Raw genomic sequence first — 11,489 nt, 5'->3', positions numbered from 1 at the left:
CCAAACTCCGCACGCCCGCGCTCATCGGGGTGCTCTGCTTCCCCATCGCCAACGAGATCTGCGACATCTTGAAAAATGGCCTTCAAATGAAGCGGCCCTGCGTGGAGTTGGCGGACGCGATTGTGCGCGGCAAGGCCCTGACCAGCTACGGCACGGCGAGCGCGCACAGCGCCAACATGGCGTGCATCGCGGCGGCTTTTCTGGGGTTCGATCGGCGTTGGGGAGTGGCGTGGGCGGTCGTTGCGGTGCTCACCGGGCTGAGCCGCATTTACAACGGGGTGCATTATCCCTCGCAGGTGCTATTCGGCTGGGCCGTCGGCGCTGCGGTCGGCTTGCTGGCGGTGTGGATCGTCCGGCGAGTGCAGGCTCGCCGCGCGCGCGTTGCGGCGGAGACCGTCGAACCCGGTCCTTCGGACGGCGCTGCCCAAGGTTAACTGATCCCACTCCGCCGCCTCGAGGCTGGCTATTGCTTTCGGGTCGGGCCACTCGCGAGCCGCGAAATCGGGCTCTTGAGTCGGTTGCGCGCGCAAGGGTTGCGTGGCGCGCGGTTCATTGAACGGACAGACCTCCTGGCAGACATCGCAGCCGAACACCCAACCATTCGTGTCGACTTCGAGTTCGCCGCGATGCTCGATCGTTTGGTAGCTGATGCAGCGGCGCGCGTCCACCTGCCAGCGTTCCTGCAACTGCACAATCGCGCCGGTCGGGCATGCGTCGATGCAGGCACGGCATGAGCCGCATCCGCCGATGCTCGGCGGGTCGGGCTCAATCTCCAGGGTTGTGAGGAGCGCGCCGATGAAGAACCAACTTCCCCGCCGCGAATCAATCAGCATCGTGTTCTTGCCAAACCAACCCAGCCCCGCGCGATGAGCGAACTCCCGCTCAAGAAACGGTGCGGAATCCACGACCGGACGATGTTCGTGGCCGGGATGCATTGTGTCGAGCGCCGTGACCAGCCGCCGCAACTTGCCGCGAATCACCTTGTGGTAGTCGCGACCAAGCGCATATCGAGCAATTTTCACCTGTGGCAACGGCGCTTGATTGTAGTTCAGCGCGACCATGATGGCGGTTTTCGCGCCAGAGAGTAGCGCGGTCGGATCGGCCCGCAGATCGCGCCGGTCGGCCATGTAGCGCATTGACCCGTGAAAGCCCGCCGCGAGCCACGCGTCGAGCGCGGGCAGAGATTCGGGCTCGGTGATCGCGGCAAACCCGCACTGGTCGAAACCCAGCGCAGTGGCGGCGGCCCGAATCTCCTCGCGCAAGTTCGCTACCCCAGCGCCGATTCGCGAATCAACTCGTAGCAGAGTTGCGTCGTGAGCATCAAATCCGCCCGCGAGACGTGCTCGTCATGGGTGTGAATCGCCTTCATTCCGGTCGCCACCACGATGCAAGGAATGCCCATCTTGTTGAACATATTCGCGTCGCTGCCACCGAGAGTCACTCTCAGCTCGGGCTCCAAACCGAGGTTGCGGCTGGCGCGTTGCCCGACCTGAACCACGCGGCTGTTCTCCTCCACCACGTAGGCATCGTAGTGGCGGCGATGGTCAATCTCCACCACCGCGCCGAACTGCGATCCCGCGTCCTCGAAGCGCAGAATCATGTGCCGAACCTGGTCTTCGAGCTCGGCTTTGACCGTGCTTCGCGCCTCGCAGCGGATGGTGACTTCCGGCGCGACGACATTCACGCCCGTGCCGCCACTGATGATCCCCACGTTGCTCGTGGTGTTCGGCGAGATGCGGCCGATCTTCATTTCGCTCATCGCGCGGGCCGCCACGTGAATGGCGTTGATGCCGTGCTCCGGGTCCTTGCCGGCGTGCGCAGGCTTGCCGATGATGCGCACGTCGAGCTTGTCGTGGTAGGCCGTTCGGTTCACATAGCTGCCGACCGGTGGACCGGTATCCAGCACAAATCCGAAGTCAAAGTTGTACTCAGCCAGTTCCATGGCGGCGGCGCCCTTGAGACCGATTTCCTCGGCGCAACTCATCAGCAAGTAGATGTCGCCGTGCTCAAGGCCATCCTCGCGGGCGGCGAGCACCGCCTCGATCATGGGTGCCATTCCGGCTTTGTCATCCGCGCCGAGAATCGTGTCCGAGGCGGAACGGAAGACCCCGTCTTCTTCCACCATTTCGAGGCCCTCGGTGGGTTCCACGGTATCGAAGTGGGCGCTCAGAAAGATCGTCGGCGCGCCGGGCTTGTTGCCGCGAAGTCGCGCCAGCAAGTTGTTCGAGTTGCCCCCGATTTTCCCCGCCGCGTCATCTTCCCAAACCTCCAGCCCAGCATCGCTCAGGTGGCGCTTGGTCCACTCCACCACGTCGCGCTCCTGGAGGCTCGGCGCATTGATATGGCAAAGCTCGCAGAACAGCGAGATCATGCGTTCTTCTTGAATCACGATTCAAGTTTAGATGATCGGCCCGCGGGTAAACCTTGAGGCATGGCTCAGCATCAAGATTCGTGCGACGTGTGCCGGCAACTCGCGTTGGCCGAGGCGGGAGAACACCCGCGGTTTGTGGCCAACTTGAGCCAGAGCGTGGTGGTGATGGGTCCGCACCAAGTGTGGCCGGGCTACACCATGCTCCTGGTTCGCCAGCCGGTGACCGAACTTGACGAGCTCAGCGAGCCTGATTATCTGGAGCTCATGAGCGAGCTTCGCCGAGTCGCGAAGGCGGTTCGCGAGGTGACGAACGCCGACAAGCTGAACTACGAGGCGCTGGGCAACCAGTGCCACCACCTGCATTGGCATATTTTTCCGCGACAAGCCAACGAGCCGCGTCGCCTGGAACCGGTGTGGACGAGCTTTCCCGAGAACATGGCGGACTACCGCTACGACGCGGAGAAGCACGACCAAATTCGGGCGGCGTTTACTTCGCGGCTGTTGTAAACGACCAGGTTCGCGAGTGCTTCGCGGCGTCGCCGATGAGGCTGAACGTGGCCGTGTACTTGGTGTTTGGCGCGAGTGGCTTTTTCGGCGTGATGAACGCCGCCGCTCGCAGAAAATCGTCGTTGCTAGTCGTGTTCACCCAAATCGGCACGGGCTCGCCCGCGGCATTGGTGAGCGTGACCTGCCCAAAGGCGACGGCCTCGGTGTTCGGGAACACGTTGAACGTGATGAACGGCCCGACAATCTCTTCTTCCAGCAAGATGTTGCCGTTCGCATCCTTCATTGTTTTGCGAGATCGGTGCATGCGCAGCGGATCGGGCAGTTCGTAGGTGTTGGCGCTTAGCGGTACACCCGTTTGATCGGCCGCGGGATACACGACCACGCCTTCGCCGCCGCGTCGCCCGAGGTGGGCCACGCCAATGAGCTGCTCGCTGAACTCGCCGATCGCGGTTCCCATGACCTGAAAGCCGGGATGAAGAAAGGGCATGCGGTGATACGGCACTTCCAGCAGGCCATCAATCATCTGCGCGCCGTTGAGGAATTTGCTGCCGTTGAGTGTTTCGGAAACGCCCCAGGTGAGCTGCGCGCGTTTGACCCGGTCGGCCAGGGTTTTGCCGGTGAAGCCGGGCTTGCCCTCTTGCTGCTCGTGCGAGCTCAGTTGCTTGTTCAGCACCAAGTAGTTGCACTGCTCGCTGGCCAGCGTGATGAGCTGGCTATCGAGACTGACTTCGTTGAGCTTGAGATTGCGGCGCAGTTCGTTGACTCGGCCGAGCGCCGAATTGGCGAATTCGGTTTGATTGAGATCGGGGGCGTAAACCGCGGCGAGGAGGGAGATGACGGTGACCATGACAATCGAATGATTTAATGACGGACCCGAGAGAGATTCTGGCGGACAGATCGGGATTCGAACCCGAGAGGGGAGATAATCCCCTACCCACTTAGCAGGCGGGCGCTTTCGTCCACTCAGCCATCTGTCCGCGGACGGCTCTCAGGATACCTGATATTTTTTCGGTCGCCCGGGAGCAGAATCTCAGCGCAGCATAAAATTTTCGTGCAGGTTGGGCGCCGGGCTGTTATGATTCAAGGTATGCGATCCCTTATTTTCGCGCTTTGTGTCTCGGCCATAGGTGCCACGGCCCACGCCAGCTTCGATCTGGCGATCATGTACGATTCAACCAATCAAACCTTCGTGCGCTATGACCCTGTCAACCGGGTGGTTTTGGGAACATTTGGCAGCCAGTACCAAGGGTACTTCGGAAATGCGCACCGCATGGCGTTGGACCCCACTTCTCCGGGCAAGTTTCTGAGCATGGACGTGAACGGGGTTGTTCGACAGATCGATTACAGTACCGGCCTTCTCACCGCCTCCTATCATCCAGGGACAACTGTTCTCTTTCCGACGGCCTTTCGGGCATTGAGCAATGGCAACCTCCTGCGCGTGCTTAACAGTGGCGCAACTACGATTCTCACCAGGGGGTCAGCGACGCCCATCACCACCTTTGCGACGTACAGCGGCTACACGACGATAGACGCCCTCCCCGTGGAGAACGGCAACTTCGTAACGCTTGAGCGTTCGATCTCGGGAAGCAATTATTTGTACCACCTGTTCTATCGCAATTCGGGTGGCACATTTGTTTCCTGGCTCCCCAACTGGTACACAAGCACTGCAGCTGCGGCGCTTCGGACGATTCAGCTCCACGAGGGAGAAATCATCGGTGCGGGGCATACCTCGGGCCAGTTGTTGAACGCCTATGCTCCATATTCGGCAGGGTCATTTGGAACTGCCGGCACGATTGGTGTGAACCACACCGTTGATACAACCAACATCTCAACGCTGGCCAACGGACACCCAAGCACCGCTTATTTCGTGCAGAACGGGTCCGGCGGCACTCGGGTTTTCCGTATGGATTTGGCCGGGCGAATCAGCACGCAATTTGACACAACTTCACTCAGCGGCCGGAACATCACCGACATGGTGGTCGTGATCGCACCGGAGCCCGGTGCCTTCGCCGGTCTTGCGCTCGGCGCGTTGCTGCTCCTTCGCCGTAAAAAGTAAGCCCGAGATTCCCTCGCGCTACTCGCTGGTAGCGCGAGGGAACGTGACTTCGCCGACCGTCCAGCCCAGGCGGTCTTCCATCATGAACGTCCCGCCGAGCCCTCGGGCCAGGTTTTGCACGATCTGCAACCCGAGGTTGCTCGCGTGTTGCGGGTCGAACCCGGGCGGCAATCGGTCGCCGTTGTTGCTGACCCACAGCCCAATCTGGTCTTCGCCGGATTCGATGTTGACGTGAATCTCTCCCGCGGCGGTCTCACGAAAGCCGTGCTCCACCGCGTTCTGAATCAGCTCGTTGAGCACCAACGCAATCTGCGTCGCCTGCGTCATGTTGAGACGGACATCCTGACCGCGCACCTCGAACTGGATGGATTTATCCGGCAGAATAAACGACTGCGACTGGTGATTGACGAGCGCCTCGGCGATGCTTCGAATTCCCACGTGGTCGAGGTCGTCGCGGCTCAGCAGGTCGTGCACCGAGGCAATCGCCAGAATGCGGCTCAGCGAATCGTTGAGCGCCTCCTCGATGCTCTTGTAATGCTTGTGGCGAATTTGTAGGCGTAGCAAACTCACCACCTGCTGCAAATTGTTTTTCACGCGGTGGTGCATCTCTTGCATCAGCGTGTTGCGCACCTGAAGCTTGGCGTGCTCGATGGCCACCGCCGCCTGGCTGGCGATCGTCTCCAGGGCAATAATTTCGGCGGGCTCAAACTCGCGGACCTCCGCGGTGTAGCAGGTCATGACGCCCACCGCGCGGTCGTGCATCATGAGCGGCACGCAGATCATGCTGTGCAGGCCTTGCTCCCGCGCCAAGTCGTGGCCAATGTAGTCAGGGTCGTGCTGAACATCCTGCACGATGACCGTGTGCTGCTCCTTCACGACCCGCCCGGCGATACTTTCGCCGAGTTTGATGGCGCGCTTGCGGCGATACGCGCGCACCGTCGCTTGGGTAGCCCGCAGCACAAGTTCCTGGTTCACCTCGTCCAGCAGCCGCACCGTGCAGACGCGGTAATCGAACTGCTTGGCCGTTAAGTGCACCAACAGCTGGAGGATTTCTTCCAGATACGGGCTCGCCGTGATGGTGCTGGTGACCTGGTTGACGGCGGCGACATTTCCGCTCGCCGCGCCGTGCGAGAACGCCTGCCGGTAGCCGAGCAGCGCCTCGACCAAGTCGCGCACCAGACACAAGATGCGGTCGCGATCGGGAGTCTTGGCCTTGTACGAGCGCAGATACACCACGCCGCCATAGTGGTCTTCCAAAAACGGAATCGCGAATCCGGCGCGGAACTGCGACTCCTCGAACCCAGGAAAAACAACAAAGCGCGGGTCTTGACAGAGGCCCGATTCAATCCAAACCGGCTCTTGCGTGACCCAAGCGGCACCGGTGACACCTTGGGTTTGCACCAGGCGCACGCGGTGGGCGAGATCGGGGGTGAGGGTGCTTGCCTCCAGCGCGAGCATGCTTTGTCCATCCCACATCAACAGGTCCACCGAGTCGCAACCCGACTCGGTGGCGAGCCAGTTGGCCAGACGTCGCTGCAGGTCTTGCTCGCTACGCGCAAGGCGCAGAATCGGAAGAATCGTGTGGCTCACGCAAAGGGTCCGATCGCGGTGGTGCGTAGCTTTTCGGGAGCCATTTGACGCCCGATGTACGCGATCACCTGATCTTTGGTCACCGCACGAAGTTTTTGCAGCGTCTCCTCGATGGGGATGTCGCGCTGGAAGTGAATCTCGTTGCGAGCCATGCGCGACATGCGGCTTTGCATGCCTTCGAGAGCCAGCACCATGTTGCCCGAGAGTTGCCGCTTACAGCGCTCGACTTCGTCGTCGTCGAGTTCCCCGGCGGCGAGCTTCTTCAGCTCGATGTCCACCAGTTCCTGCACCTGCCCCCAGGTGTCTGCGCCAGTTCCGCCATAGACCGTAAAGGCGCCGCCGCTAGAATAGCGCAGGCCGTAGGTTCCGACAGAATAGGCGAGGCCGCGCTTCTCGCGGATTTCTTGGAACAAGCGGCTGCTCATGCCGCCACCGAGAATGCTGTCGGCGATGGCTTGCACGTAGCCGTCGGTTTCGTCGAAGATGCCGGCGCCGTCCGCGCCGATGCAAAAGTGGACTTGATTCACATCGTCGGCGATAAGGTCAACTCCGGGATTGGTCACTGGTCGCGATTCGACGGCGTCGTCGCCACCCGGCTGCGCGTCGCCCAGTTCTTGTTCGGCAATGCGCCGAAACTCTTCGGGGTCCACCTTGCCCGCGACGGCCACCACCAGGTTGCTGCCGCGGTAACGGCGCTCCATGTAATTGCGGAAATCTGGCTGGCGGAAGCTGGTCACGCTTTCGCGAGTGCCGATGATCGGCTTGCCAAGCGGATGCGTGCCCCAAATGCCACTGATGTGTAGCTCGTGCACGTGGTCGCCGGGCTCGTCTTCCCCGCGCTTAATCTCCTCGACAATCACGCCCGATTCGCGGGCGATCTCCTCGGGGTCGAGCAGCGAGTTCTGCACCATGTCGGTAAGCACGCCCGTCGCGCGGCCCACCTCTTCGGAGAGGACCCGAGCGTAGTAGCAGGTTTGCTCCTTGTCGGTGAACGCGTTGAGCACCCCGCCGCGACCCTCGATCTCCTCGGCGATGCCCTTGGCAGTGCGAGTCTTGGTGCCCTTAAAGAGCATGTGCTCGATAAAGTGGGTGATCCCCGCCTCGTTGTCGTGCTCGTGGCGGCTGCCGGATTTGCACCAAATTCCGATGGCGGCTGACGACACGTTGTCGTTTGGCTCCACCATCACACGGACGCCATTCTCGAGCACAAATTTGTGGATCATTGCCTCTATTTTGGCAGGCTTTCTCGGGTGACGAACGCAGCCAACTGGCCGGGCTTGAGCTCGCCCATCACGCCCTGATCTCCGTTGGCGGTGGCGGCGTGTTTGGTGTAGCCATCGATGGCCTCGGTGAGAGTAAGCGCCTCGGCGGGGTTGAACCCAGCAGGCCGATTCACGGCCATGCGAATGCCGTCTTCGGGGTCGCCGGCGACGATCGGGCGGTCGGAGTTTAGGCTCAGCTCGATGCCCGCATCGGTGAGGCTGCGCATCCGCTTGAGGTTCCACGAGCGCTCGGGGCCAAGTTGCCGCTGATACGCGTGGCCGAACCGCATGAGGAATTCGGGCTGCATGGTGACGTGGCAACCCAGCCGTTGAATGTGCTCGATTTGCGCGTCACTCAGGAGCATCGCGTGCTCCAGACGGTGGCGAGCCGGGTCTTGGCTGGCCTCGTAGGCGTTCAGCACCAAGTCGGTGCTGTAGTCGCCGATGCTATGAATAGCGATGCGCCAGCCGTCAGCGTCGGCAACGCGGATCATCTCCGCCAGCCGCTCGGGCGTGTAAATCAGTTGCCCGCTCGTTGTCGCGGCGGGGTCGCCGCCCTGGTAGCCGCCGTAGATCGCGGCGGTCGCCGAGCCAATCGCGCCATCGGCGAAGATTTTGATTCCCTCCGCGCGGCACCGAAGTGGATCCATGGCGGCGGTGAGCTCTTTCAGCTGGCCCGGGTCAATTTTGCGCGGCCCAAACACGCGGCTCCATTGCAGAAATAGCCGCATGGCGATGCCGTCCGGATGCTCGCTCGCGAGCCGATACGCCTCAAGTTCGAGGGGCATATCGTAGCGACCCGTCATCATATCGGTCGCGGCGACAATGCCGTAGGATCGCATGGAACGGCACGCGGCGAGGATCGCCTCGACCATTTCATCGAGTGTCGGGTTCGGCACGCGGGCCGTCACGGCTTCGTGCGCGTGCTCCAAGAGCACGCCAGTGAGTTCGCCGCTAGCATCGCGGACGTACTCGCCGCCCGCCGGATTAGGCGTTTCCCGGGTGACTCCCGCTTGCTGCAGCGCCGCCGAATTGGCGATGCTCGCGTGGCCATTCACATGCCGCAGCAGGATGGGCCGCTCGCGATTGATGGCGTCGAGTTGATCGCGGTGCAGATGCTGACCATCGGGAAATTTCGTTTGGTCGTAGAGCATCGCCTGCAGCCATTTGCCCGGCGGCAGGGTTTTTTCGAAGTCGCGGACCAAGTCCAGCACTTGGTCCGGCGTGGACGCCTCGCCGAGTTGCAATTGCAAAAATCCGAGACCGGTCGGCAGGATGTGGCAGTGCGCATCGATGTAGCTGGGCAGCAGATACTTCCCCGCCATCTCCTCGTCGCGAGGCTGGCCGGTGTCCGGCTCCACGCTCATGATTCGGTCGTTGTCATGCTCCAGCCACCACTGGCCAGGCGCGTCGTATCGCTGAAATCCGCCAATTCTCATTGCTTTGCCAACACTTCCGCCGCGGCGCGTTCGCCGCTTTCGAGGGCCCCCTCGATGAACCCCATCCAATCCGCCGAGTGATCGCCGGCAAAATGCAGGCAGCCGATCGGCTGGCGCAGGGTTTGCAAGTTGGCGAGCACGGTGCCCGGCGGCGTGTACGGGAACCCGCCGCCCGCGTACGGGTTTTCCATCCAGTTGTGGATCGCGCCCGACACAAAGTGCTCCTCGGCCTCGGGGAACTTGCGGCTGAGTTCCTGCAGAGCCTCTTGCACGGGCTCGGCGGATTCGCTATAGTGCGCCGCGCCATCGCCGCAGACGTAAAAATTCAGCACAGGCATCTCGCCGAGCGTGCCGTCCCACCCTTGGCCCAGCGGCGTGTCGAGCATCATCCGGCCCCTAAATCCGTGGTCCAGCCACCACCGTTCTCGGAAGGCGAGGCTGATTTTGAGGGTGCGCGACATGGGGATCAGGTCGATCGCGTCTTCCATGCTCTCGGGCAGAGCGGGATCGAATTCGATGTGACCTAGCGCACTCGGCGGCATCGCCAGGATGACCGCGTCCACCGCGATGAGGCCGCGCTCGAACGTGAGTAGCGCCGAGTCGTCACTCCAGGAGACTTTGCGCAACGGGTTGCCGAGTTGCGGCTCGCTACCTGCTGCGGCGAGCATGCGTTCGCAAAAGCCTTGCGCGCCCTCGGGAAACCGAAACCGACTCATCGCCCCGGGGTCGCGATCAACGTAATGCATGTAGTTGACGAGCCACCCAAGGAGGCTAATTCGTTCGGGCTCCTCACCTTCGTCGCTCCGCGCCACCGAGCGAACCCACCACCGACCGCGCGGCGATTTGGCGTGGCGGTGGAGGTAGTCGGCCACGTTCTGCGTGTCAAGATTCGCGCTGAGAAGGTTGTCCCACGGCACTGGGTCGAGGTCCAAGATGTCGTAGTCGCACTGCTCTTCGACCGCCGCCTCATCTATTGTTGCATCCGGCCAAAGGTCGTCTTCCGATCGCCACTCGCCATCGTAGAAGGCGCGGCCCGGACGTTGATCGCTTGGGACCGGTTCTTGCCCGAATCTGGCGAGTAACCCTAGAATCCGTTCGTGGTCCGCGTCAATCCATTCGCCGCCCGCTTCGTAGCTCAAACCGTTCGGCAGCCGAACGGTATGCAACCTTCCTCCGACGCGGTCTTGAGCATCAAAAAGCAAGCCGGGCCGCCCGGCGTCGGCCAGAGCCAAAGCCGCGCGACATCCCGCCGGGCCGAGTCCCACCACCGCGATTTTCATGAGGGCTTCGCCGCCTTGTTCACCACATCAATGAGCACGCCGATGAACACTACTACCCCGCTCGCGATGGCCAGCGGCTGACTGCCCGCGCGATAAAACCAGGCGAGGCCCGCCATGCCGAAAAACGCGATCATGAGGCCGACCGCTCGTTGCGGGCGACGACGCGCCTGCGTCATCCAACCGAGTGCTCCGATGAGGCTCAGCACGAAAAACCCAAGCAGAAACTGATTCGCGGCGTCCTTCACGAAACGGCCTCCAACTCCGAGATTTGCATTGGCGTCGCCTCGGCGAGGGCGGAATCAATCTCGGCGGGCGTGCGCACGCCCACAAGGACCGGATGATCTTGGCGATAGGTGCACACCAGGCGGCCGCCCGTCGGCAAGTCGTCCGTCACTGGGCCGTCGCCCCAATCAATGCTTCCGCAGGTCACCACGCCCACCCGTCGCTCGCGGGCCAGGCCGCTCAGCATCTCATAGGGTTCGGTTTGGCGCGGGTTGCGCGGCATCAAAATGAGGTCAAAAGCGTCATGAAATTGCCACATGGCCAGAGTTGCAAAGGCCCGCCCGTAGCAGGCAACGCCCAAATGCGAGATCATTCCGTCCTCGCAATTGAGTTCCAGGGCCTCCAACGCGCCGTTGATTTGGAACTCCTCCAAGCGGCGATCCAGCCGCAGAAACACAATGTCCAACCGATCGCGCCCGATGCACGAAAGGAACTGGAGCAGCTCGCCCATGATCATGTCGTTGGCGGTTTCGGCGCGGTCGCAGGTGGCCAAGTTTCGACCGACGGTAACCGCGACCGTCGCTTCGGTGCCGCGCATCAAACCGCCCCACAACGCAGGATTGCTGGAAATCTCCAGGGGCACCTGCGCCGCCAAGGCGCGTTCGACCAAAGCAGGGGCCGCGTCTGGCGGCGGAGACATGAGGCCAAGCCAGGTGCCGGGGAAAGCGCGATTCGTCCGACCCAACACCCCGTGCATGGTTT

General features: G+C 62.0%; 11 protein-coding genes and 1 tRNA gene. 2 read left to right on the top strand and 10 right to left on the bottom strand.

What is annotated here, in order from left to right; translation table 11 throughout:
- Positions 1-299 precede the first annotated feature (299 nt).
- A complete protein-coding gene (queG, locus tag JNJ45_04125) occupies positions 300-1,262 on the bottom strand; it encodes a tRNA epoxyqueuosine(34) reductase QueG (GenBank protein ID MBL8047849.1) in 963 nt (320 codons plus the stop codon).
- 5 nt (positions 1,263-1,267) lie between these two features.
- On the bottom strand, positions 1,268-2,389 hold the full coding sequence (locus tag JNJ45_04120; protein ID MBL8047848.1) for a M20/M25/M40 family metallo-hydrolase: 1,122 nt from the start codon (positions 2,387-2,389) through the stop codon (positions 1,268-1,270).
- Positions 2,390-2,431: 42 nt separating this feature from the next.
- On the opposite strand from JNJ45_04120, the gene JNJ45_04115 reads away from it, so the two are divergent.
- Positions 2,432-2,878: an HIT family protein gene (locus JNJ45_04115; protein MBL8047847.1), complete on the top strand. Its 447-nt coding sequence runs from the start codon at positions 2,432-2,434 to the stop codon at positions 2,876-2,878.
- Here JNJ45_04115 and JNJ45_04110 read toward each other — a convergent pair.
- Together JNJ45_04110 and JNJ45_04105 are read right to left on the bottom strand one after the other, a co-directional pair.
- Positions 2,859-3,725: an Ig-like domain-containing protein gene (locus JNJ45_04110; protein ID MBL8047846.1), complete on the bottom strand. Its 867-nt coding sequence runs from the start codon at positions 3,723-3,725 to the stop codon at positions 2,859-2,861. The two genes, JNJ45_04115 and JNJ45_04110, sit on opposite strands and share 20 nt — an antisense overlap.
- 39 nt (positions 3,726-3,764) lie before the next feature.
- A tRNA-Ser gene (locus JNJ45_04105) sits at positions 3,765-3,855 on the bottom strand.
- A gap of 110 nt (positions 3,856-3,965) precedes the next feature.
- Here JNJ45_04105 and JNJ45_04100 point away from each other — a divergent pair.
- Positions 3,966-4,934 carry a hypothetical protein gene (locus JNJ45_04100; protein ID MBL8047845.1) on the top strand — a complete coding sequence of 323 codons (969 nt, stop codon included), beginning with the start codon at positions 3,966-3,968 and terminating at the stop codon, positions 4,932-4,934.
- Positions 4,935-4,952: 18 nt separating this feature from the next.
- Here JNJ45_04100 and JNJ45_04095 read toward each other — a convergent pair whose 3' ends face one another.
- Genes JNJ45_04095 through JNJ45_04070 form a run of 6 tightly spaced genes read right to left on the bottom strand, consistent with a single transcriptional unit; the run spans position 4,953 to position 11,484 of the window.
- Positions 4,953-6,524, bottom strand: coding sequence for a GAF domain-containing protein (locus JNJ45_04095; GenBank protein MBL8047844.1), 1,572 nt, complete (start codon positions 6,522-6,524; stop codon positions 4,953-4,955).
- Complete coding sequence (locus JNJ45_04090) at positions 6,521-7,747, bottom strand: insulinase family protein (GenBank protein MBL8047843.1); 1,227 nt, start codon at positions 7,745-7,747, stop codon at positions 6,521-6,523. Before JNJ45_04090 ends, JNJ45_04095 begins: the two co-directional genes overlap by 4 nt.
- A gap of 5 nt (positions 7,748-7,752) precedes the next feature.
- Complete coding sequence (locus JNJ45_04085) at positions 7,753-9,225, bottom strand: amidohydrolase (GenBank protein ID MBL8047842.1); 1,473 nt, start codon at positions 9,223-9,225, stop codon at positions 7,753-7,755.
- Complete coding sequence (locus JNJ45_04080; GenBank protein ID MBL8047841.1) at positions 9,222-10,505, bottom strand: FAD-dependent oxidoreductase; 1,284 nt, start codon at positions 10,503-10,505, stop codon at positions 9,222-9,224. Before JNJ45_04080 ends, JNJ45_04085 begins: the two co-directional genes overlap by 4 nt.
- Complete coding sequence (locus JNJ45_04075) at positions 10,502-10,750, bottom strand: hypothetical protein (GenBank protein ID MBL8047840.1); 249 nt, start codon at positions 10,748-10,750, stop codon at positions 10,502-10,504. The genes JNJ45_04080 and JNJ45_04075 overlap by 4 nt, the downstream gene beginning before the upstream one ends.
- Positions 10,747-11,484 (bottom strand): hypothetical protein, encoded by a 738-nt coding sequence (locus tag JNJ45_04070; GenBank protein MBL8047839.1) that lies wholly within the window; start codon positions 11,482-11,484, stop codon positions 10,747-10,749. Before JNJ45_04070 ends, JNJ45_04075 begins: the two co-directional genes overlap by 4 nt.
- Between the last annotated feature and the right edge of the window lie 5 nt (positions 11,485-11,489).

This window comes from Chthonomonas sp. (assembly GCA_016788425.1).
Taxonomy (GTDB): domain Bacteria; phylum Armatimonadota; class Fimbriimonadia; order Fimbriimonadales; family Fimbriimonadaceae; genus JAEURQ01.
Note: the sequence above shows the minus strand (reverse complement) of the source record. Positions and strands in the feature narration are given on the sequence as shown.

Coding starts and splice junctions, on each gene's coding strand:
- JNJ45_04080 (MBL8047841.1), bottom strand. CDS start 10,505: ATGAAAATCGCGGTGGTGGGACTCGGCCCGGCGGGATGTCGCGCGGCT.
- JNJ45_04085 (MBL8047842.1), bottom strand. CDS start 9,225: ATGAGAATTGGCGGATTTCAGCGATACGACGCGCCTGGCCAGTGGTGG.
- JNJ45_04090 (MBL8047843.1), bottom strand. CDS start 7,747: ATGATCCACAAATTTGTGCTCGAGAATGGCGTCCGTGTGATGGTGGAG.
- JNJ45_04070 (MBL8047839.1), bottom strand. CDS start 11,484: ATGCACGGGGTGTTGGGTCGGACGAATCGCGCTTTCCCCGGCACCTGG.
- JNJ45_04100 (MBL8047845.1), top strand. CDS start 3,966: ATGCGATCCCTTATTTTCGCGCTTTGTGTCTCGGCCATAGGTGCCACG.
- JNJ45_04110 (MBL8047846.1), bottom strand. CDS start 3,725: ATGGTCACCGTCATCTCCCTCCTCGCCGCGGTTTACGCCCCCGATCTC.
- JNJ45_04115 (MBL8047847.1), top strand. CDS start 2,432: ATGGCTCAGCATCAAGATTCGTGCGACGTGTGCCGGCAACTCGCGTTG.